Origin of the sequence: Companilactobacillus bobalius (assembly GCF_002179915.1) — a bacterium.
GTDB classification, from domain to species: Bacteria; Bacillota; Bacilli; order Lactobacillales; family Lactobacillaceae; genus Companilactobacillus; species Companilactobacillus bobalius.
In genome coordinates this window covers 212,950-237,396 of record NZ_MYFM01000002.1, presented here as the reverse complement: position 1 = coordinate 237,396, position 24,447 = coordinate 212,950, and the positions used below count along the sequence as shown (strand labels likewise).

The 24,447-nt window shown below is 36.7% G+C and carries 15 protein-coding genes and 5 tRNA genes; all 20 read right to left on the bottom strand.

All coding sequences use genetic code 11. From position 1 onward, the window contains the following. Positions 1-6: 6 nt before the first annotated feature. On the bottom strand, positions 7-3,612 hold the full coding sequence (gene rpoB, locus LKACC16343_RS04150) for a DNA-directed RNA polymerase subunit beta (protein ID WP_056954411.1): 3,606 nt from the start codon (positions 3,610-3,612) through the stop codon (positions 7-9). Between the two features lie 248 nt (positions 3,613-3,860). Then, positions 3,861-6,347: an ATP-dependent Clp protease ATP-binding subunit gene (locus LKACC16343_RS04145; protein WP_056954410.1), complete on the bottom strand. Its 2,487-nt coding sequence runs from the start codon at positions 6,345-6,347 to the stop codon at positions 3,861-3,863. A gap of 243 nt (positions 6,348-6,590) precedes the next feature. Further along, positions 6,591-6,664: transfer RNA gene (locus LKACC16343_RS04140), tRNA-Pro, on the bottom strand. An 11-nt stretch (positions 6,665-6,675) separates the two neighbouring features. Further along, positions 6,676-6,747: transfer RNA gene (locus tag LKACC16343_RS04135), tRNA-Gly, on the bottom strand. Between the two features lie 10 nt (positions 6,748-6,757). Next, a tRNA-Thr gene (locus LKACC16343_RS04130) sits at positions 6,758-6,830 on the bottom strand. A 64-nt stretch (positions 6,831-6,894) separates the two neighbouring features. Then, positions 6,895-6,977, bottom strand: a tRNA-Leu gene (locus LKACC16343_RS04125). Positions 6,978-7,014: 37 nt separating this feature from the next. Then, positions 7,015-7,087, bottom strand: a tRNA-Val gene (locus LKACC16343_RS04120). Positions 7,088-7,234: 147 nt separating this feature from the next. Continuing rightward, positions 7,235-8,818 (bottom strand): SLAP domain-containing protein, encoded by a 1,584-nt coding sequence (locus LKACC16343_RS04115; protein ID WP_056954409.1) that lies wholly within the window; start codon positions 8,816-8,818, stop codon positions 7,235-7,237. A gap of 122 nt (positions 8,819-8,940) precedes the next feature. Next, positions 8,941-9,927 carry a helix-turn-helix transcriptional regulator gene (locus tag LKACC16343_RS04110; protein WP_056954407.1) on the bottom strand — a complete coding sequence of 329 codons (987 nt, stop codon included), beginning with the start codon at positions 9,925-9,927 and terminating at the stop codon, positions 8,941-8,943. A 437-nt stretch (positions 9,928-10,364) separates the two neighbouring features. Further along, a complete protein-coding gene (gene lysS, locus LKACC16343_RS04105; protein ID WP_056954682.1) occupies positions 10,365-11,849 on the bottom strand; it encodes a lysine--tRNA ligase in 1,485 nt (494 codons plus the stop codon). Between the two features lie 75 nt (positions 11,850-11,924). After that, on the bottom strand, positions 11,925-12,929 hold the full coding sequence (gene dusB / locus LKACC16343_RS04100; RefSeq protein ID WP_056954406.1) for a tRNA dihydrouridine synthase DusB: 1,005 nt from the start codon (positions 12,927-12,929) through the stop codon (positions 11,925-11,927). A 70-nt stretch (positions 12,930-12,999) separates the two neighbouring features. Next, on the bottom strand, positions 13,000-13,881 hold the full coding sequence (hslO, locus tag LKACC16343_RS04095; RefSeq protein WP_056954405.1) for an Hsp33 family molecular chaperone HslO: 882 nt from the start codon (positions 13,879-13,881) through the stop codon (positions 13,000-13,002). A gap of 44 nt (positions 13,882-13,925) precedes the next feature. Next, positions 13,926-16,142, bottom strand: coding sequence for an ATP-dependent zinc metalloprotease FtsH (gene ftsH / locus LKACC16343_RS04090; protein ID WP_056954404.1), 2,217 nt, complete (start codon positions 16,140-16,142; stop codon positions 13,926-13,928). A gap of 83 nt (positions 16,143-16,225) precedes the next feature. Next, a complete protein-coding gene (gene hpt / locus LKACC16343_RS04085; RefSeq protein WP_056954403.1) occupies positions 16,226-16,771 on the bottom strand; it encodes a hypoxanthine phosphoribosyltransferase in 546 nt (181 codons plus the stop codon). Positions 16,772-16,780: 9 nt separating this feature from the next. Beyond that, the gene (gene tilS, locus LKACC16343_RS04080) at positions 16,781-18,100 is read right to left on the bottom strand and encodes a tRNA lysidine(34) synthetase TilS (RefSeq protein ID WP_056954402.1); all 1,320 of its coding nucleotides are present in this window, start codon (positions 18,098-18,100) and stop codon (positions 16,781-16,783) included. A gap of 59 nt (positions 18,101-18,159) precedes the next feature. Continuing rightward, positions 18,160-18,576 (bottom strand): S1 domain-containing RNA-binding protein, encoded by a 417-nt coding sequence (locus tag LKACC16343_RS04075; RefSeq protein ID WP_056954400.1) that lies wholly within the window; start codon positions 18,574-18,576, stop codon positions 18,160-18,162. A gap of 23 nt (positions 18,577-18,599) precedes the next feature. Next, on the bottom strand, positions 18,600-18,995 hold the full coding sequence (locus LKACC16343_RS04070) for an FtsB family cell division protein (RefSeq protein ID WP_056954399.1): 396 nt from the start codon (positions 18,993-18,995) through the stop codon (positions 18,600-18,602). A gap of 98 nt (positions 18,996-19,093) precedes the next feature. Next, a complete protein-coding gene (locus tag LKACC16343_RS04065; protein ID WP_025084395.1) occupies positions 19,094-19,333 on the bottom strand; it encodes an RNA-binding S4 domain-containing protein in 240 nt (79 codons plus the stop codon). Beyond that, positions 19,330-20,901 (bottom strand): putative polysaccharide biosynthesis protein, encoded by a 1,572-nt coding sequence (locus tag LKACC16343_RS04060; RefSeq protein ID WP_082604594.1) that lies wholly within the window; start codon positions 20,899-20,901, stop codon positions 19,330-19,332. Before LKACC16343_RS04060 ends, LKACC16343_RS04065 begins: the two co-directional genes overlap by 4 nt. 1 nt (position 20,902) lies before the next feature. Further along, positions 20,903-24,427 (bottom strand): transcription-repair coupling factor, encoded by a 3,525-nt coding sequence (mfd, locus tag LKACC16343_RS04055; protein WP_056954397.1) that lies wholly within the window; start codon positions 24,425-24,427, stop codon positions 20,903-20,905. Positions 24,428-24,447 lie beyond the last annotated feature (20 nt).

Below are 24,447 nucleotides of genomic sequence, written 5' to 3'. Positions count from 1 at the left end.
TTTTAACTAGTTTTCTGACTTTGTACTAGTTTCAGTTGAATCCTTTGATGCTTCAAGCTTTTTAGCTTCTTCTTCAGCACGTTTTTGTTCTTGTTGTTTAGCGAATTTAGATAAGGCATCGACACTAACTGTATCTTCGTCATCATCCATATCTCTAAGTTCAATTTCCTTCTTATGTGCATCTAGAACTTTCATGTCCAATCCAAGAGCTTGTAGTTCTTTGACAAGAACACGGAATGATTCAGGAACACCAGGTTTAGGAATACTTTCACCCTTAACGATAGCTTCATAAGTCTTTACACGACCAACAATATCATCTGACTTGTATGTCAAGATTTCTTGAAGTGTATATGCGGCACCGTAAGCTTCAAGGGCCCAAACTTCCATTTCACCAAATCTCTGACCACCAAATTGTGCTTTACCACCAAGTGGTTGTTGAGTAACTAGTGAGTATGGTCCGATTGAACGAGCATGAAGTTTATCATCAACCATGTGAGCTAGTTTCAAGTAGTACATGACACCAACTGATACACGGTTCTTGAATGGTTCACCAGTGCGTCCATCATAAAGAATTGACTTACCATCTGTATCCATATCAGCTTCTTTAACAATGTCCCAAAGTTCATCATTACTTACACCATCGAAAACAGGTGTTGAAACGTGGATACCAAGTTTTCTAGCAGCCATACCTAAATGAAGATCAAGAACTTGTCCGATATTCATACGTGATGGAACACCCATTGGGTTCAATAGGATATCTACTGGAGTACCATCTGGCATGTAAGGCATATCTTCTTCTGGTACAACGATTGAAACAGTACCCTTGTTACCATGACGACCAGACATCTTATCACCAACTTGAATCTTACGCTTTTGAGCAATGTAAACACGAACTAACATGTTAACACCAGGATCAAGTTCGTCTCCGGCTTCACGAGTGAAGACCTTAACATCTTGGATAATTCCGCCACCACCATGTGGTACACGAAGTGAAGTATCACGAACTTCACGAGCTTTTTCACCAAAGATAGCATGTAACAATCTCTCTTCAGCTGATAGTTCTGTAACACCCTTAGGTGTAACTTTACCAACTAAGATATCACCATCACGAACTTCAGCACCAACACGGATAATACCGAATTCATCAAGATCCTTAAGTGAATCTTCACCAACGTTAGGAATTTCACGTGTGATTTCTTCAGGTCCAAGCTTTGTATCACGTGCTTCTGATTCATACTCTTCAATATGAATTGAAGTATATGCATCTTCACGTACTAGTTTTTCTGAAAGTACGATAGCATCTTCGTAGTTATACATATTCCATGTCATAAAGGCAATAAGTGGGTTTTGACCAAGGGCTAACTCACCATTTTCCATAGCAGGACCATCGGCAATGATATCACCCTTCTTGATCTTTTCATCCTTGTGGACAATAGGTCTTTGGTTGTAACTCTTACCATTATTTGAACGACGGAATTTAGTTACCTTATAAGTATCTGTTGTGCCGTCTTCGTCACGTTTGATAGTAACTTTCTTAGCATCAACATATTCAACAACACCATCATGATCGGCTAATAGAGCAGCACCAGAATCATGAGCAGCGATATATTCCATACCAGTACCAACAAGTGGTGCATGTGGATTGATCAAAGGAACAGCTTGACGTTGCATATTAGCACCCATCAAGGCACGGTTCGAATCATCATTTTCCAAGAAAGGAATACATGCAGTAGCTACAGAAACTACTTGCTTAGGAGAAACGTCCATGTAATCGACTTTTTCTGGAGTAGTTTCAATGTTGTCATCTTTGTGACGAGCCAAGATTGTGTTGTCTGTAAATGAACCATCATCTTCCAATGGTGTATTAGCTTGAGCAACAACATAGTTATCTTCTTCGTCAGCAGTTAAGTAATCGATCTTATCAGTTACTTTGTGAGTATCCCATGAAACACGACGATATGGTGTTTCGATGAAACCATATTTATTAATAATAGCGTATGAAGCCAAGTTATTAATAAGTCCGATATTAGGACCTTCTGGTGTTTCAATAGGACACATACGACCATAGTGAGTATAGTGAACATCACGAACTTCATATCCGGCACGATCACGAGTCAAACCACCAGGTCCAAGAGCTGATAGACGACGCTTATGTTCTAGTTCTCCAAGTGGATTAGTTTGATCCATGAATTGTGACAATTGTGATGAACCAAAGAATTCCTTAATTGAAGCAACAACTGGTCTGATATTAATCAATTGTTGAGGTGTTACAGTAGCTGAATCTTGAATTGACATTCTTTCACGTACAACACGTTCCATACGTGATAGACCAATACGGAATTGGTTTTGTAGCAATTCACCAACTGAACGAATACGACGGTTACCCAAGTGATCAATATCATCTGTTGTACCGATGTTTTCCTTCAAGTTTAAGAAGTAGTTAATACCGGCTAAAATATCGGCTGGTGTAATTGTACGGTTTTCTTCTGGAATATGACCGTTACCAATAATATTAACAACTTTTTCATTGTCAGCTTCTGAATAAACTTTGATGATTTGAACAGTAATTGGGTCTGTTAGAACACCTTCATCAGAAGGAGTCAATGTAACTGTCTTGAAATCATCTCTTTCAAGATATGGACTCAATTTGTTCATAGCATCGCGGTCAATTAGAGTATCCTTAGCTAAAACAACTTCACCTGTATCAGGGTCAGCTAATGTTTCAGCCAAAGTCTTGTTCAAAAGTCTTGTCTTAAGGTTTAACTTCTTATTGATCTTGTAACGACCAACAGGAGCTAAGTCATAACGACGTGGATCAAAGAATCTAGCATATAGCAATGAACGAGAACTATCTGCAGTCTTTGGTTCACCAGGACGGAGTCTTTCATAGATATCCTTCAAGGCTTCTTCAACACGCGAATCATTTGTATCTTTATGAACATCTTTTTCAAGTGTTAGGTTTAAAGTATCGTTTTCACCAAAAATATCAAGAACTTCTGAATCACTACCAAAGCCAAGAGCTCTAACTAATTCAGAAATAGGTAATTTTCTAGTTCTATCGATTCTTACATAGCCAAGACCTTTGGCATCTGTTTCAAATTCCAACCATGCACCACGGTTAGGAATAACAGTTGTACCATAGTTCTCACGACCATTTTTATCTGTGTCTTGATTGTAGTAAATACCAGGTGAACGTACTAATTGAGAAACAATAACACGTTCAGCACCGTTGATGATGAAAGTTCCTTCATCAGTCATGATAGGGAAATCACCAAAGAAAACATCTTGTGTCTTGATTTCACCAGTTTCATGATTAGTCAATTTCAATGTTACATGTAATGGTGCTGAGAAGTTAGCGTCATGTGCTCTAGCTTCTTCAACAGTATATTTTGGTTCTAGTAACTTGTAACCGACGTATTCCAAAGAAAGGTTTCCAGCAAAATCATCAATTGGCATAATATCGTCAAACATATCTTTTAGTCCTTCGTCTAAGAACCATTTATAAGAGTTTGTTTGGATGTCAATCAAATTTGGCAGTGGAAGTACTTCCTTGATCTTTGCATAACTACGACGAACACGGTGTGCACCATAATTAACGTTATGATAAGTCAAATTTTTCACCTCAACATATATTTTGTTCAAATCCAGACCTCAAATATTACAATTTGATTACAAATTACCTGTAAACGGTTTTAAAACCTGTTTTAAGGCAAAAAAAAACCAAAAATAGAAACGAAAATCTATTTTTGTGTTTTTTATTTAGCATAACCACGGACAATAGATCGCGGTCTGCAATTTGAACTATGAATCCCAAAAGAAATAATACACTTAAGCACTCTTCTTGTCAATAGTCAAGTCTATTATTTTTGATTAGATACTGCTTCTTTACTATTAGGACTGTCAACTGTAACAGTTAACTTCCCTTTCTTAGAGCCAACCTTAATTGAATCACCGGCTTTAACGTTCCCCATAAGTAATTGTTCACTGACTGGATCTTCAATTTCTCTTTGGATGGTTCTTCTCATTGGACGAGCACCATATTCAGGATTATAGCCATCTTTTACCAAATCACTATAAGCTGTTGGCGTGATAACTAACTTAATTTCTCTTTCAGCAAGACGTTTTCTCAAGTTATTGCTCATAATCTTAGCAATATCCTTAAGTTGTTCTTTATCTAGAGCCTTAAAGATGATTGTTTCATCAATACGGTTCAAAAATTCAGGACGGAAGAAGCGTTTCAATTCTGTATTGATACGTTCCTGCATTTCCTTAAAGTCATCGTGAACATCTTTAGCACCAAAACCAACTGATTTGTCATCTTCTAGCGATCTAGCACCAAGGTTAGAAGTCATGATAATAATAGTGTTTCGGAAATCAACTTTACGACCTTTAGCATCCGTTAAGATACCATCGTCAAGAACTTGCAATAGAATATTGAAAACATCTGGATGGGCCTTTTCAACTTCATCAAGTAGAACAACTGAGTAAGGTTCATTTCTAACCTTCTCTGTCAATTGACCACCGTCATCAAAGCCAACATATCCAGGAGCTGAACCAATCAGCTTAGAAGTACTGTATTGTTCCATGTATTCTGACATATCAACACGAATCAGATTGTCTTCAGAACCAAACATTACTTCAGCAATTGATTTAGCTAATTCAGTCTTACCAACACCAGTAGGTCCTAAGAACATAAATGAACCGATTGGACGATTAGGATCTTTCATTCCACTTCTAGCACGACGAATTGCTCGTGAAACGGCATTAATAGCATTATCCTGACCAATAACACGTTTATGAAGTTCTTTTTCAAGGTTAAGTAACTTCTCACTCTCTTTACGAGTGATTTGCTTAACTGGAACCCCAGTCCATTCGGCAATAATCTCTGCAATATCATCTGCTGTTACAACAGGCTTCTTTTGTGTTGATTTCTTGTCGTTTAACTTAGCAATTTCAGCTTGAACAGTTTGTTCTTGTTCACGAATCTTAGCGGCTTTTTCAAAGTCTTGATCCAAAATTGCGTTATTCTTGTCATCCATCAATTTCAAAGCTTGATTAGATAATTCTTCAAGTTTGTTATTCTTAGATACATTGTGGATTCTAACCTTAGCCGAAGCTTCATCCATTAAGTCAATAGCCTTATCTGGTAAGAAACGATTGGTTAAGTAACGTGTAGAAAGACGAACTGCTGCTTCAACAGCTTCATCAGAAATTGTCAAGCCATGATGCTGTTCATATCTTGGACGAAGTCCTGTCAAAATCTTAACAGAATCTTCCGCACTAGGCTCTTCAACGTAGACTTTAGCAAAACGACGCTCTAAAGCTGTATCCTTTTCAATGTACTTTTGATACTCATTAGATGTTGTTGCACCGATCAATTGCAACTCACCACGAGCTAAGGCAGGTTTTAAAATATTAGATGCGTCAATTGCACCTTCAGCACCACCAGCACCAATCAACGTATGTAATTCATCAATAAAGAGAATAACGTGCTTGTCTTCGTAAATTTCTTTAATAATTTTCTTTAAACGATCTTCAAACTCACCACGATATTTAGTACCGGCTACTAATGATCCCATATCTAACATCATGATACGTTTGTTTTGCATATCTAATGGAACTTCTTTTTTAATGATAGCAATAGCTAATCCCTCAGCAATTGCTGTCTTACCAACACCAGGTTCACCGACTAGAACAGGATTATTCTTTGTACGACGGCTCAAGATCTGGATAGTTCGATCAACTTCTTTTTTACGACCAATAACAGGATCGATTTGATTATCACGAGCTAGTTTAGTCAAATCACGAGCTAGAGAATCCAATGTTGGAGTTCCACCTTGTGATTGTTGATTCTTTTGTTTATTTAAGTTAGAAGCAAAGCCACGACGCGCAGCCTTGTTTGACATACCCATTTTACTTAATAGTAAAGATTTAGTCTTAGATAGGCTCAATCCTAAATTAACCAAAATACGGTTAGCCAAATTATCAGCATCATCAAGAATTGCTAATAAAATATGTTCTGTACCAATACGGTTAGCCTTATATAGGTTAGAATCTTCTTCCGCATTGCTCAAAATCATTTGTCCCTTAGGGGAATATGGTAAATAAATTCCTTTAGCGGTATTAGATGAGACATCCCCATAACCTGTCAGATGTTCAATCTCCTCTTCAACATCTCGATCACTTACAGCTAGATCTCTCAAAGTAATACCGGCAATACCATCATTTTCCATTACTAACCCAAGTAGAATATGTTCTGTACCAACGGCATTATGATGAAATGTATTGGCTTGTTCTTGAGCTAAAACTAGTGCATTCTTGGCGCTTTCGGTAAATACTTTGTCCATTAATGTTACCTCTACTTTTTAAGTGTCTGTTTAGAAAGTATAATTATGTTTCAAAAAAAAGCAATTATTTCATCTTGCAAAATATAAAAAAGTTAATAATTCTTCAGATTTTGCCTCCAATAGAATCCTAACACATTCACGAGATTTATAATTGATTCCTGACTTCAAAAAAATCTTTAGAGAACGAAAAAAGGTAATCAATTCATTTTCAGAATTAATTACCCTTTTAAACTTATCATGGAATCGGGAAAACAAGATTCGAACTTGCGGCCTTCACGCCCCGAACGTGACGCTCTACCAAGCTGAGCTATTTCCCGAAACCTCTCTAAGCGGAAGACGGGATTCGAACCCGCGACCCCCACCATGGCAAGGTGATGTTCTACCACTGAACTACTTCCGCATTATGACTATGCCGACTAGAGGATTCGAACCTCCGACCCCCTGTTTACAAGACAGATGCTCTGCCAACTGAGCTAAGTCGGCATTATGCCAAACGACATCTAACATAATACACAATAATTAATCCTTTTGCAAGACCAATTATCAATACGGGTGAAAGGACTTGAACCTTCATGTCCACTGGACACTAGAACCTAAATCTAGCGCGTCTGCCAATTCCGCCACACCCGCAAAAAACTAAATGATTTCCACTAAGCATTTTGCTTAATGGAGGATACAGGGTTCGAACCTGTGACCTCCTGCTTGTAAGGCAGATGCTCTCCCAGCTGAGCTAATCCTCCATAGTGTTCCTTGCTTGAAACAACTATATTATTATACCTATTGACCACAAAAATTGTCAACGAAAATTTTAAAAAAAATCCGATATAAAATTCTTACGAATTTATATCGGATTTTCTCGATTTTGGGGTTATAGCATTTTCTAGAAATTATTTAATATCGTTAGCACTGAGCCATTCATTTGTAGCAACACGATACATTGTTTGACCATCGATTGTGGCTGATTGGTCAGTTAACCAAGCTGTGTTATTACCTAAGACACGGTTAGTAATAAGTTTACCTTTTCCAGTGTATAGGTGCGCTTGTTTATTAGTAGTAATAGTTTGTTTAAGGGGATTAACTTCCAAACCATTATCTAACTTAACCCATTCGTTTGTAGCAACGCGTAAATAATTAACACCATCAAGTGACATTAATTTGTCAGCACGCCATAATGAATTACCGCCAAGAACACGATTAGTTAATTTACTTCCATTACCATCAAATAGAGTTACAGGATTATTTGGTAAGACATAGAAAGTTGTGACATGATCAGAAACTGACTTGTTTGGTGTTGTTTCTGTATTTGTATTGGTATCTGGTTTGGTAGAGTTATTATTGCTACTATTGTTGGTATTAGTATTTGTATTTGAAAGTGGCTCATTAGTATTCTTTACAGAATCAGGACCATTAAAACTACTTAATCCAACTGAAGCTATCAACTTAGTATTAGACTTTACCTTATTACCATTTTTATCAGTTACTTCGGCTGATACTAGTTTTGTAGCATCTTCGTTATACTTAACAGTTATAAATTCATTTCTGAATCTAAAGGTAACTGATCCACCTTTTAAGGCAGGAACACCAAATTGAGCTGTTGTTTCACTAAGGGTAATATCATTAGTATATTTATCAACGACAGATTTGGCTTCATCGCTTAAAGTATGTAGCGTCTTGGCATCGACATTTTCAGCAGAAACCTTATTTTGAATGGTTGTTAATTCTTGTTTATAACTATTATTAAGTTTAGCTAATTCATCTTTTTTATCAGAGCTTGTGTAGACAGTAGAAAGATATAAATCTTCATCAATATCTTTTTTCAAACTAGCTGGAGTAATAGTATCAACTACAGTTAAATTATTATTTTTATCTACATCACCGCTGAAAGTAACCTTTCCATCATTACTTACTGATACTTTTACCTCAGCCGAAATTCCTTTAGGTTGACTAACTGGAGCATAACCATTAGGCAACTCAACATAATTAGTTTGAGTCTCTCCAGCATACACAACAACTGATTTGGCTGGAATCACAACCTTTTCTTTTGTACCACTGACAATAGCATTAGTAGGCAATTCTACTGTATAGGCAATGTTATCATTATTTACTATTGAACTAGCAAGGTCATCATAAATGGCTTGTCTATCTTGATCATTTTTTGCGGTGGCTGCTTTCTTCGTATACTCTTCTTTTGCATTCTTAAGAGTAGTAATTTGTTCGGCTTTATAATTGCCGGATGAAATCATATCATCAATAGAAGCAATCTCTTGATTCAATTCTTTTTGAATATCACTTTCAACAGAAGTTTCGATTTGTTCTCCTTTATCCTCTGTCGTTCCCTCACTTTTGGCTGGAGTACCCACTTGTGTTCCTTCGTCGCTATTATCTTCAGCGTGTGCTGTCACTTGTGTTGTAGCAGCCCCGAGAGTCAATGCGGCTAAGCCCAAAACAATTGGTCCATAATACTTTTTCATATTTAAATCCCCTTATCAAATTATTTTAAATACAAATTTATCTTAGCGAACGCTAACGACAATAAATGTCGTTTACGTACTAAGTGGGAATTTTTTAAAAAAAGTCTTAAACTAAGATAACTTTATAGATCATCGTCGTCATCATTGTATAAACAATAAGTATCATAAAGTGTCTTTTTAATATCATCAGCGATAGCTTGGGGTTTCACAACGCGCAATATCGTAGTCTCACCCAGTAACCATAATTTAACTCCATCTGAATAATTAACTTCAATCTCAATTAAATTAACTGAAAAAGGAAATCTATTAGGTTTATCAAGTCGTTTAATTACGCGACAATTTGGAAATTTATCCTTGATATAACCAATATATCCGTAATATTCAAAATAAATATGTGTTCTCTTCCCCATGTATCCGTAAAGATTATGTTCAGCCTCTTTCCCATGATCCAATCGCTCACGATGTTCAATATTTAACCTTACTCTAATCGGTTCTATTTTATCCATCCAGTCAATTCTATAGGTCACATATTGATGCGTCTGCTTTTCCATTCCAGTCAAGAAGAAGTAGTAATTATCAAAGAAAGTGTGCACAGGTAAGATTTCAAACTTTTTAGTTTCAGCTTTTTCCAATCGTTCATGGTCAGTGTATTCAAATTCAATTTTCTCGCGATTAAAAATATATTGTTCCAATTCCCACAACTTTTTCTGTCGATCACTTTTATCATCAATATAGATATCAGACAGTAACTCACTAGTAACCGATGCCTTAACAAGTTTACGATTTTCAATTCCAGACATATTGACCATTTTATCAATCAAATGAGATAGTTCCCTTTTATTCAATGATCGACTAGAAACTAATATCTTAATAAGTAACAGAATCTCGTCTTCTTTTAAAAACAAATTCTGACTGACGGTATGATAACGTCCATCTTTTTTAAAATTGAAATAGTTGCTTAAAGAAATATTCTGATCAAAAGCCGATTCAATTTTTTCAATCGAACGTTGGACATTGCGAATGTTAGTATCCAATCTTTCTGCAATCTCGCGATTCAACATTGGCCTATTTTCCAAAAGTAAAAAGAATATCTCTAGTGTTAAATTCATATTCGATCCCCTCAAAACATATTTCTTAGCTATATTCTATACATCAAAGACGTCAAAATATGTCGTTTTCCTATAAACAATAATATCAACAAAAAAATACCAGTGCAGCAGCCTCTCTTTGAGATTGTTACACTGGTATTTTTATTAAGTAGATATTCATAAATAGATAACCATTGTTCTATATTGAATAGTGGAAACGAGTTACGCAGACCAGATTCCTGTGCTTTGCCTGACTTCACGAACCGTCTGCTACGCAGCCAATTCGCAAATTCCTGCAAATGCTCAGAATCTAAACGGATCTGCTTCACTCTCTATTGAAACGAGCTATGCAGGCCAATTTCTTCCGGTTTGCTACAGTACTGAAATTGCGCGCAAGGTACGCGTGCGATTCCAGTACTTAGGCAAATCCTCGGAAATTCCCAGGCCTGCTTCACTCTCTATTCTTCGCTATTGTCTTCGGGTCTCATTGTTGGGAACAAGATAACATCACGAATTGATGGTGCATCTGTTAGCAACATTACTAGTCTATCAATACCAATTCCTAGTCCACCTGTTGGTGGCATACCATATTCCATAGCTTCAACGAAGTCGTTATCAATATGTTCGGCTTCATCATTACCTTTTTCACGTTCGGCAGCTTGTGCTTCAAAACGTTCTTTTTGATCAATAGGATCATTTAGTTCAGTAAAGGCATTACCGAATTCATGGCCTAAAATGTAAACTTCGAAACGATCTGTGAAGTTAGGGTTTTCTTTGCTCTTCTTAGCAAGTGGTGAAACTTCCAAAGGATATTCGTAAACGAATGTAGGTTCCTTTAGAGTGTCTTCAACGAATTCTTCAAAGAATTCAGCAATGATATGACCAACGCCCCAGAAGTCTTCGTACTTAACACCCTTTTCATCGGCTAATTTACGAGCTTGTTCAAGATCCATATCTTGGCTGAAATCAATTCCTGTTTGTTCTTTGATTGCATCAACCATCTTGATACGTTTGAACGGCTTGCTCAAATCAATTTCTTCACCTTGATAAGTAACTTGTTGTGTACCATTGGCTTTTTGAGCAGCATGTCTGAAGAGTCCTTCGACTTCTTTCATAACATCTGTCATATCCCAATATGCAGCATATGTCTCTAGTGAAGTATATTCAGGGTTGTGTTGTGTATCCAAACCTTCGTTACGGAAAGCACGTCCAATTTCATAAACTCGTTCGAAGCCACCAACGATTAATCTCTTAAGTGGTAGTTCAAGAGCAATACGGAGATACATTTGCATATCCAAAGCATTGTGATGTGTGATGAATGGTCTAGCACTAGCACCACCAGCTTGTGTATTTAGGACAGGAGTTTCAACTGACATGAAGCCTTCACCATCTAAGTATTCACGAACAGCTGAAATAATCTTAGTACGTTTCTTGAAACGTTCAAAACTATCTTGGTTAGCAATTAGATCCAAATATCTTTGACGATAAATTTGTTCAACGTTTGTTAAACCATGGAATTTATCAGGTAATGGACGCAATGACTTAGATAGCATTGTTATATGAGTGGCTTTAACAGTTAATTCACCCATGTCTGTCTTCATGATTTCACCATGGATACCTAAATGGTCACCAATATCGGCACGTTTGAAGATATGATAGTTCTCTTCACCAACAACATCTTTACGAACATAAATTTGAATTCTGCCACTTCTATCACGGATATCAGCAAAACCAACTTTACCTTTACCACGTTTTGACATCATACGACCGGCAATAACAACTGGTAAGTCTTGTTCTTCAAGAACTTCCTTATCTTCATCACCGTACTTGTCATGAATTTCTTGAGCCAATGCAGTTCTTTCAAATCTTGAACCGAATGGATCAACACCTTCATCATAAAGTTCTTGTAGTTTTTCACGTCTGACCCTTAGTTGGTCATTCATGACTCTAGTCTTTTTTATTTCTTCTTTCGTTGGTTGCTTTTTCTTATTCTCGTTACTCAAAATTTTTCCCCCTGTCTACGAAATTCTTGAAGATCTCGCTTCTCTCTTCTCGTAACTTTCAACAAATTGATCTAATGTATCGAACACTTCCTGCATGGAATCTTCTTCCACTACTTTAGCACGTGTTCTTACTGCATGGGGAATCCCCCTTAGATAATATGCTGCCTGTTGACGAAATTCTGGAACACCAACATGCTCACCTTTTAAGTCTACCAGACGTTGGAGTTGAAGTTTAGCTATATTAATTTTTTCTGGAACGCTTGGTTCTGGTAATAATTCTCCAGTTTCTAAATAATGGTTCATCGCATTCAATCTCCATAGATTACCAAGTACGGCTCGACCTACCATGGCAGCATCTGCACCCACGTCTTCGATCATTGTCTTAGCATCTTGAGGAGTTTTAATATCACCATTACCCATAAACGGAATGGAAACACTTTGTGCTACTTCATGTAAGATATCCCAATTGGCATGTCCCATGTACATCTGGGCTTTCGTGCGACCATGCATAGCAATTGCGGAAGCTCCGCCTTCTTGTGCTGCTAGAGCATTCTCAACTGCCAAAATATGATCGTCATCCCAACCAGTTCTCATCTTCACTGTTAGAGGCTTGCTGATAGCTGAACTAACAGCCTTCACCGCTTCATATAGATGATCTGGATCTCTCAACCAACAAGAACCTGCACCAGTCTTGGTAACCTTCTTAACTGGGCATCCCATGTTGATATCGATAATGTCAGCACTAGTATTATCATCAACAAATTTAGCTGCTTGAACTAATGACTCAACACTGCCACCGAAAATCTGAATACTGACTGGATGTTCTTTAGGATCAACAAACATCATACCCAGTGTCTTTTCATTTCGATATTTAATACCTTGATCACTGATCATTTCGCAAACAGTTAAGCCAGCTCCAAACTCTCTTGCCGTAACCCGAAAAGCTGAATTGGTTATTCCAGCCATTGGAGCAACCACAATTTGATTAGGAATCGTTACATTGCCTATTTTCCATTCCATACTTTTTACCTCAAATTATTAACTACAACTTGCAATAATAACAAATTTTCTATTCATATGGCAAACATGATTAATCTTTAGTTGCAATAATTTCCTTTAATTCAGCTTCACTAAATTGATATTTATTACCACAGAACTTGCAGACTGCCTCAGCACCATGATCTTCATCAATCATAGCTTGTAGATTGGCAGTAGATAAAGTAGCTAGTGATTTAGAGAAACGTTCTTTAGAACAATCACATTGGAATTGAACTGGCATTTCATCCAAGACTTTCATCTCAACGCCATTCATAATCTTATCCAAGATTTCATTATTACTTAAGCCTTCGTTGAGTAAGGTTGATAGATTAGGGACAATCTTCAAATTAGCTTCAATTTTAGAAATATCTTTGTCGGTAGCTCCCGGCAAAGTTTGGACTAAGAATCCACCTGCAGCACCAACTTTTTCATTGGGCTCTACAAACACTGAAACACCTATAGCTGAAGGAATTTGTTCTGATTTGGCCATATAATAGGCAAAATCCATTCCGATTTCACCAGAAACTAATGGAACTTCACCAGTAAATGGTTTCTTCATATGCAAATCCTTAGTAATACTTAAAGTTCCTTTATTACCAACAGCAGCTTGAACATCAATATGACCATCTTCACGAGCCTTTAGACTCACATGTGGATTAGTAATGTAACCTTTAGTATTTCCTTTAGCATCAGCATCAACCACGATAGCGCCAACTGGGCCACCACCTTGAATTCTAGTTGTTAAAACTTCATCCTCTTTAAGAGTCGAAGTAGCAACTAGGATAGAACCAATCATCGTTCTACCTAATGCGGCACTGGAATTTCTCCAAGTGTCATGTCTCTTTTGTGCCTCTTGAATAGTTTGGGTAGCATTAACAACATAAACCCTAAACTTTCCGTCTTTAGAAACTGATTTAGTTAAAGTATCAGTCATAGTTTCCTCCGTTCAAAAAAGCGACTCATACGAGTCGCTCTTTTTTATTGATTATCATTATTGTTATTATCTTTGTCACTATTGTCAGTAGTATCTGTTGAATCTTTATCGGACTTATTCTCAGTAGATGATGGTGTAGTTTCATTAGAACTATTTGTGTCATCTGACTTAGTTTCGTCTTTTTCTGAAGGATAAACAGTTTCATCAATATTCTCATCTGACTTAGCTGTTTCATCTTTTGTTGAACCCTCAGTCTTTTGCTTTTCAGCATCCTTAGCTTCAACAGCCTTCTTTGATTCTTCAAAAGTAGCAGCACTTTCACTTGGGAATTCTTGGTTAGCATCATTAGCTGGCATCTTACCTGTATTATACAAACTCAAGATTTCCTTTTCATCAAGTGTTTCATACTTCAATAGAGCTTCGGCAATAATCTTATGTTGTTCACGATGTGTTTCAAGAATTTCTCTAGCACGTTCGTGATCTTCATCAATAATACGTTTAACTTCTTGATCAATTGCTTTAGCAGTATCTTCTGAGTAAGAAGGTAATTGACGATAATTACCACCACTAAATGGTTGACCATTCTTTTCAAGTTGAACAGTACCTAAACGATCTGTCATACCATATTCAGTAACCATTGTACGAGCAATTTGTGTTGCTTGTTCAAAGTCATTTGAAGCACCTGATGAAGGTTGGCCGACGATAATTTCTTCGGCAGTACGTCCACCAAGTAAACCAGTAATTTGTTCGTTTAGTTCCTTCTTAGTTGCAAGGTTTTGATCATCCTTAGGTAACATGATAGCGTAACCGCCGGCACGTCCACGAGGAACGATAGTAACCTTTCTAACAACACGAGAGTCACTCAAAACCAAACCAATCAAAGCATGTCCTGCTTCATGGTAGGCAACTGTGTGACGTTCTTGTTCAGGAACAACATGATTTCTCTTAGCTGGGCCGGCAATAACACGATCTTCAGCTTCATCAAGATCACTTGGATCAATCTTTTGCTTACCACGACGAGCAGCAACTAAGGCGGCTTCGTTAAGTAAGTTTTCTAGATCAGCACCAGCAAACCCTGGTGTTTGTTGTGCAATAGCTTTCAAATCAACATCATCTGTAAATGGTTTATTTCTAGCATGAACTTTAAGAATGGCTTCACGACCCTTAACATCAGGACGACCAACCAAAATCTTACGGTCAAAACGACCAGGACGTAACAACGCTGGATCAAGGACATCAGAACGGTTAGTAGCAGCCATAACGATAACACCTTCATTACCAGTAAATCCATCCATCTCAATCAACAATTGGTTAAGTGTTTGTTCACGTTCGTCGTTACCGCCACCGGTACCTGAACCACGTTGACGACCAACGGCATCAATTTCATCGATAAAGATAATTGATGGGGCATCTTTTTTAGCATTCTCGAACAAGTCACGAACACGTGAGGCACCGACACCAACGAACATTTCAACGAAATCTGAACCAGAAATTGAATAGAAAGGAACTTTAGCTTCACCAGCAACAGCCTTAGCTAGTAAAGTTTTACCAGTCCCGGGAGGACCCTCTAACAAGACACCCGCCGGTATTCTGGCACCCAAGGAAACAAACTTCCTTGGATCTTTTAAGAATTCAACAACTTCAACAAGTTCTTGTTTTTCTTCTTCAGCACCAGCAACGTCAGAGAATCTAACTTTATTTTTCTTAGGATCCTCTGGTTTGACCTTAGATTTACCAAAGTTCATGACACGGTTTGCGCCACCACCTTGGCCTCCACGGCCCATCATTGCAAAGATTACAAAGAAGAATAATGCAAATGGAACAACGACCGTCAATATCAAGGAAATCCATTGACCGGATTGTGACTTAGGAGCAGCAGTAGTCTTAACTCCCTTTGCCATAGCGGCGTTATTGATTCTCTTTAACGTATCATTGTTAGGCAAAACAGTCGAACTAAATGAAGTTACCTCACTAGAACCGCTAGATTGGGCACGGCTAAATAATGACACGGAACGTGTTGTATTAGCTTTTTGAGCTTTCTTGTATTCACCAGTTACTTGATAAGCTCCCCCAATAGGCTCTAGTTTGAAACTCTTCACTTTGCCTTGCTTCAATTGTGTAATGAATTGGTCTTGGCTTAGTGTTTTAGATTGATCTGAGGATTGACCACCAGCAAACCAACTTGCTGCCAGAACCAAAACAACAAAGAGCAAGATGTAAAACAGGCTATTATTAATTAACCTATTTCGATTATTTTTCATACATTTCCTCCTAAATTACTTAGACGTTACATATTGTAACATTGGTGAACAGTAACACAATAATAATTGTAACTCTATCTTAATTATTTTGTACTATATACCTCTGGTTTTAATACACCAACATAAGGTAAATTACGATAATGCTCATCATAATCCATTCCATAACCAACTACAAATTCATCAGGAATCTCCACTCCGATGTAATCAACCTTGACATGCTTAATTCTACGAGCTGGCTTATCCAAGAATGAAACCAATTTAATTGATTTAGCATGACGCGATTCAAATAGTTCTACCAAACGATCTAATGTATATCCAGTATCGATAATATCCTCAACAATTACTACATCACGATCACGTACTGATGTATCCAAATCTTTAATAATACGAACATCCCCGGTTGTAACGGTATTTTCCCCACCATAACTAGAAACATCCATAAAATCATATTCCATTTTGAAATCTAAACTCTTCACGAGATCCATCATGAACATAGCGGCTCCACGTAAAATACAAACGAACAAAGGATTCTTGCCTTTATATTCTTCCGTTAACTGTTTACCCAAACGTTGAATAGTTTCATTAATCTCCTCTTCAGAGACTAATACCTCTTTAATATCTGAATTCATGCTTTTACCTCAATCAAGTTTTATTTTGTAATGCTTACTGCCTTTTTTTAAATAATCACTCATATTATAAATTTTTTCAACCCATACTATCTGATTATCAAATAATAAAATTAAATAATTATCACGTTGATATTCAGGTATCTTTTCATTTATAAATCGCTTACTCAATTTTTGATGTTGACCATTCGACAAGAGTAACTTATCACCACTTCTACGAGTTCGTAAGGTTATTTTATGAGGAACATTTTCCACAGTCAACGTGAAATTCTTTTCATCTTCTAAAAGACTAAATTTCCTGTGATTAATTATTTGAGTTTGACCTATTTCAACGGTGGCAACTTGCAAATTCTGATCTTGTACTCGTTGAATCAAAAATTGATCATAGCTTTTAATGAATTGCCATGAATCCGCTAAATCAATTGAGGCATTAGCATGACCACTTGCGATAATTTCAATGATCTGTTCAATTTGACGATTGCTGATCGAAATACCCAAATTACTCTTAGTGAAAAAACTACCCCAGAAAAGTGTCTGTTGTTCTGAATTTAAAGTTTTAACTGGTTCTATCAATCCCGTTATCTTCTCAGGTGTCTTCACTAATTTCATTGAATCCTCAATTCGTGAGAATTCCTTTTGAGCCAAATCGAGTAACGCCATAATTTGTTGTTCAAAGAAATTAAAATGTGTCAGTAGTTGACCATTCTCTTTTTGTAATTCTGGAAAAATATTATTACGCAAGCGATTGCGCATAGTTATATTATCAAAATTAGTTTTATCCTGAACATGATGAATATCATGGATATCCGCAAAAACTGTGATATCCGATTTAGCAAATTTCAACAATGGACGTACGATTTGACCACTTGCGAATGGACGTTGTTCTTTCAAACTAACCACTTCGTAGGCATTGCCTGAACGAACCAGCTTCATCAAAATATTTTCAGCCAAGTCGTTAGCATGATGTGCCGTCAGTAATGTATCAAAATTATTATCCTGCATAATTTTTTTGAAAAAATCATATCTGAATGATCGAGCAGCTGCTTCCATTCCAATATCATCTTGCGGTTTATTCAACCATTTAGTCGTAAAAAATTGATAACCATTAGCCACACAGAAATTCTGAACAAATTCAACTTCTTTAGCACTTTCTGGACGTAAATCATGATCAACATTAACCACACCGAAAGATTCTTTAGGGAGAATTTCACCAACCACATTTAATAGGACCATCGAATCGACGCCGCCGGAAACGGCTACTAGAACTTTTTTAGAATGATACTTTTTCAAAACACTTTTAACAGTATTTATGATTCTATTATCTAACTCCATTACTCCTCCAAACACTTGAAACTAAAAAGGTTGAGACATTGTCTCAACCTTAAATTTTATTAACTGCGACGACCGCCACGGCCACCACGTTTTCCTTCTGTGTTCTTCTTAATAGTACTTAAACGCTCTTCACTTTCTTTCATAAAGCCTGACATCATATCATCAAAACTCTCAGGTTTATGTGGACGTGATTTATGTTCATTACGTTCATGAGAATGATGTGCATGATACTTTGGCTTAGGCTTATCAGAAGCCTGTTTGATTGAAAGTGCAATCTTATGATCTCTTTCATTAAGAACTAAAACCTTTACGGTATCACCGACACTCAAAACATCGTGAATATCTTTAACGTAACCATCAGCAACTTCACTGATATGTACCATTCCGCTTTGTCCTTCTCCAAGGTCAACGAACGCCCCAAAGTTTGTAATTCCAGTAACTTTACCTTCTGTTTTAGCTCCTACTTCGACTGTCATCTAATTAAAAATAATTCCTTTCCCTATTTTTGAATCGTAGTGGTCTTGACGTCACTAGGCAAATTATATATTTGTTCACCCGGTTTACTATACATATATTTTTCCCGAATATATTTTTCTAAATAATTCGTATCATGAAGTTGTGCAACTTCGAGTTTCAAATCGCTTTGAACAGCTTTTTGCTTACTTAACTTTGTCTTACTAACTTCAATCTGTCCCATTGTATTGGCATATGTTCGATGTGCATTAAAAATCTGAACACCAAATACAACCAGAATAATTGCAAAAACAATACCGATCACTGCCATACGCCGACGATGTACCTTTTTGGCATAATTATGAGGGCCTGGTTTTGGAGGCATTTGCGATTGTTTAGGTTTCAATACAGAAACATTGGAATTTAATTTATGTACTTCCATACCACTACTCCCCTAGAAATGATTACCTTGAGTATAACAAGTTTAAGCAATTATTTGAACAATAAAATTGCCAATTTTAATCTAATTCTAATTATTTACTAAATCTCTTCATACATATCTTCTGATTCATTCTTCTTGGTAGTTTCCTTAATATTAAGGACCTTTACCTTCATTGTTTTCTCACCAAAATGTAATTCAATCACATCACCGATAGACACGTCACTAGACGATTTGGCTACACGACCATTGATACTGGCACGACCATTATCGGTAAACTCTTTAGCCACCGTTCTTCTTTTGATAATTCTGGTAACTTTTAAATATTTGTCTAATCTCATTTTTTATCCTCTATCTTCATAAATCTCGTAATATATTTTCCCATGGGTAATATTTCCCATTCTTCTTTAGTCAATATATGCCAGCGTTTAGTTAATTTTAAATACACTAAAGCACCAATTGGTATCGTTATAACATTCAACAGAATACTCTTTGATCTAGTCATAACAAAACCTGATGACAAAATAATGACTGCTAGTTTAACAACGATTGCCATCACTAAACCAGCTTTAATTAATGCTTTGATAAAACCTTTATCCAATGATAAGAAGCTTCGATTGAAACCATATATAGTCATGATTCCAAATAAAATTACGCATTCACTGAGCACAGTTGCCAAAGCAGCCCCAGCAATTCCAAATTTTGGCACTAAAATAACATTTAAAGCAATCTTAGCTATCAAAGACATCCCAAACAGTATCAATTTGTGCAAGTTCTTTTCATCATCACCACTTGTTACCGCAATTAATAAATTAATGAAGGAAACAATAATAATTGAAAACATGTAAATACTCAAGGTTCTTGAACCATTAGTATTAGTGAACAGCATTGTGTTGATCTGTGGCATCAAAGCAATCAAACCCGCTGTTTCGGCACCTGACAACCACAAACAGACTCGCACCATTTTAGAAATAGTTCTCTTATTCTGTTCTAAACGATTACTTTCCTTCAATTGCGGCATTATCGTTGAAACGAATGAAAGTGAAATCACAATACCCAATTGCAACAAAGGTTGCCCTCGATCAAAAACACCCTTTTGAATCTCGGCTTGATCTAAAGAAATCCCTGAATGCATTAATAATCGAATCATTGAGAAAGAATCGATGAATTGATAAAAAATAGTTATTCCCGTAAATACAACGATCAAAACAATTTCCAGAGCTAATCCATGCTCCAATTTAATTGTGCCATCATCTCGATCAGCTGCTAGAAAACTATTCTTGTTTCTCACAAAGGTAATTATCAAAAGGCCAACTGCCAATAATCCACCAATAAAAGCACCGGCATTAGCCAATGTTCCCATATGGTAAACATCAATTACTCCGTGACCAAATAACAAGGCGCTACCAATAATAATCACAATTCTCAAAAACTGTTCTGAAACTTGTGAAATAGCACTAGGTGTCATCAATAAATCACTTTGAAAGTACCCTCTCAAACTGGCTTCAAAGGGTATCAATAGGAATGTTAAAGAAACTGCTCGAACTTCTAAATAAAGTCTCGGATCACCCATTAAAATAGCTAAGTATCTTGAAGACATCCACAGCAAAATTGTAACCACGCAACTAGCAATCATTAAGAGAATAAAAGTTCTCTTTAATAAATTATTTTTGGCGGCATTATTTTTTTGCTGTGCAAAAGCCTTCGATAGCACGACTGGTAAGCCTGACAAAGCTAGTACAGAGAATATTCCATAAATTGGATAAACCTGTTGGTAGATGAAGTATCCCCGATCATCTACGATGTTTTGCAGTGGAATTCGATAAATTGCACTCAAGAGTTCTGAGAACAGTGAAGCAATCGTCAAAACCCAAGTCCCCCTAATCGCCCTTGACACTTCTTTTTGCATATTAGTTTTTTATTTTTTCTTTCTTCAAATTATCAAAGTCATCGGCCATTTTTTCTGCGAATACCTTCAATTGATCGAACCATTCATCTTTTTTGACACTAGCTGAATCTAAAGTAATCGTGAATCCGCCATTCTTATTATTTACCTTAGCCTTCATAGTTGTGTTAGCTAGGAACTTGAAGACTAAATCTCCTGTTAAATAATCACCAGCTTTAGGTGAAAATTTAATTGTGATCTTCTTATCTCGCATAACTACGCTATTAACCAAGGACTCATCAAACGAGTTCTTTAACAAACTGACGTCTAACAAATTAGCAACTTCCTGTGGGTAATCGCCAAAACGATCCAACAGTTCTGATTTAACTTCTTGGTAATTCTCCAAGGAATCAATTTGACGAATCCGCTTGTAAAGCTCAACCTTTTGACGTTGATCACTAATATAATCCTCTGGCAGATATGCCTCTAAAGCTAAATTAATTTCTGAATTAGTCTTCTCAGCTTTAGTGTGACCACGTTTTTTAGCAACTGCATCATTTAACATTTGCGTATATAAGTCAAAACCAACTGAATCAATGAAACCGTGTTGTTGTTTACCCAAAAGGTTACCGGCTCCACGAATCGACAAGTCACGCATCGCAATCTTGAAACCAGAACCTAACTCAGTAAAGTTCTTAATAGCTTCCAAACGTTGTTCACCAACTTCGGTCAAAACTTTATTAGGGCGATACATCAAGTAGGCGTAGGCCACTCGATTTGATCTACCAACACGACCACGGATTTGATAAAGTTGTGATAACCCATAACGATCAGCATTCTCTACCACTAAAGTATTGGTATTGGGCATATCAACACCTGTTTCAATAATTGTCGTCGTAACTAGCACATCATAATCACCGGCCAAATAATCGGAAATGACACCTTCCATTTGAGTCTCATTCATTCGCCCATGAGCTGTTGCAATTCGGGCATCTGGTACTAAGGACTGCAATTGATCCGCTACTTGATCCATATCTTCCACTCGATTGTGCAAGTAAAAGACTTGACCACCACGAGCCATTTCTCGTTTAATTGCACCAGCAATCACCTGATAATTCTGTTCCATAACATAAGTCTGAACCGGGTAACGGTTGCTAGGAGCTGTTTCAATCAAAGAAAGATCACGAACACCTAACATCGACATGTTCAGTGTTCTTGGAATTGGTGTTGCTGTCAAAGTTAAAACATCAACGTTGCTCTTTAACTGCTTAATCTTTTCCTTGTGCTTAACGCCAAAACGCTGTTCCTCATCAATTATCAACAATCCGATATCGTGGAATTTAACATCCTTCGAAAGTAAACGATGTGTTCCCACAACAATATCAACCGAACCGTCTTCTAATTTCTCAATAATCTCTTTACTCTGTTTACGAGTTTGGAAACGTGATAACATCCCAATTTCTACTGGGAAACCATCGAAACGTTCTTTCATAGTTTCATAATGTTGTTGAGCTAGCAATGTCGTCGGTACTAAAAAGACTACTTGCTTACCTGCTTCAACGGCTTTAAAGGCTGCTCTTAATGCCACTTCGGTTTTACCGAATCCAACATCACCAACTAAAAGTCGATCCATCGGATGTGGTTTTTCCATATCACGCTTAATTTCGTCGACAGATCTCAATTGATCAGGTGTTTCCGGATATGGGAAGGCATTGTCAAAATCATTTTGCATCGAATCATCTTTAGGAAATGCAAAGCCCTTCTCAGCTTCACGCTTGGCGTAGAGATCAATCAAATCATCAGCAATATCTTCAATATTGGATTGAACTCGACGTTTAGTCTTTTGCCACTCATTACCACCTAGTTTGTTAATCTTAGGCGATTTACCTTCAGCTGAAACGTATTTCTGAACCATATCCAATTGGGTAACCGGAATAAACAAACGACCATCATCACGATACTCAATCGTAATGTAATCTTGATGTTTACCATCGACTTCCATTGTTTGCATACCGATAAACTTACCAATACCATGATTGACATGAACAACATAATCGCCTGGCTTTAGTTCGTTATAACTCTTTAATCTTTCAGCATTAGCCAAAGTTTGATGACGTCGTTTCTTCGGTTGCTTGTTGAAAAGTTCTTTTTCAGTAATAACGGCTAATTTTTGTTCGGGCATTTCAAAACCAGAACTCAATGTAGCATTCATAATTTGTGTCTGATCTTCAATAACTTTATCAGCAGTCGTCAACGTTGCCTTAATTCCAAAGTCAATCAAGGTATTATTGATTGCTGCAATTCGTTTTTCATTGCTAATAGTTAACAGAACAGTATATTTTTGCTTTTGCCAACGTTCAACTTCCGACTTTAACAACGGCATCTGACTGAAGAATTGTTGCATTGTTCGAACAGGCACATTTTGCAATTGATTCAAACGAATATGGCCCATTCCTTGTTGGAAGGCTGATAAATAAATTTGAGCCAACTTATTATCCTTGATCAAATCAGCAAAGCTCTGACGAATCTTCTGTTCTGGCAAAGCTTTACCAAATTCCAATTGACTAGCCAACCAAGACTGATTTTCAGCTTGACTATCATTTGATTGTTCAATTAAACGATTATATTCATTAAAGATGATGACATCATCAGAATCTAAATAATCTAATAAACTCTTTGGTTGCTCAAAAAGGTAATCAGCTATGCGACCAATATTTTCTGGACGAATCCCTTCTGATAATTCTTCAATTGTTTGACCAAAGTTTGTCCGCAAGTTTTCCTTTATATCTTTATCATCAGATGATTTCAATTGACGGTCGTAGCTCTTCTGTAACTTAGCTAAACCTGTTTCAACTTGTTCATCGGTAACAATTCGATCTTGCGCTGGCAAAATTTGAATTTCTTTTAACTCTTCAATACTTCTTTGTGTTTCAGTATCGAAGTACTTAATTTTTTCAACTTGATTTCCGAAGAAATCGATTCGTACTGGGTTATCAACATTCAGTGGATAAATATCGACAATATCACCACGAATGGCAAAATCACCTGGTTTGGCAACTAACTTATCTTTTACATATCCCATCTGAACAAATTGTTGATTCAAATCTTCTAGATCGTATTCTTCATTTACTTCAATTTTTAATTGGGCAGACTTAAAGAGCTCTTTTGCTGACAATTCATACTCTAATCCGGCAATTGAAGTTACAACTATGCCAGGTTTATCGTCCGCCAAAAAGCTTAAGGTATCTAATCGTTGACTCAGTTCATCTGGTGAACTGGTTGCTATTTCGGTTGAAATTGATTCTTCAACGGGAAAAATATGAACAGCTTCACTGTTCAATAAATTTAAGTCGTCATATAGCTTATTTGCATGAAAATTAGTGTTCTCAACAATCAAAATCTTCTTATTTAATTGTCTTAAAGTATCCAATGCAAAAAGGGAAATTGTTGATCCCGTCAAACCTGTTAATAAATTCTTTGTTTCAGGCTTAACTTGACTAATAAATTCCCCTAAGTCCAACTTATTTGTAATGAAATTTATTAAATTCAATTTTTGCCCCCTTTTAATCT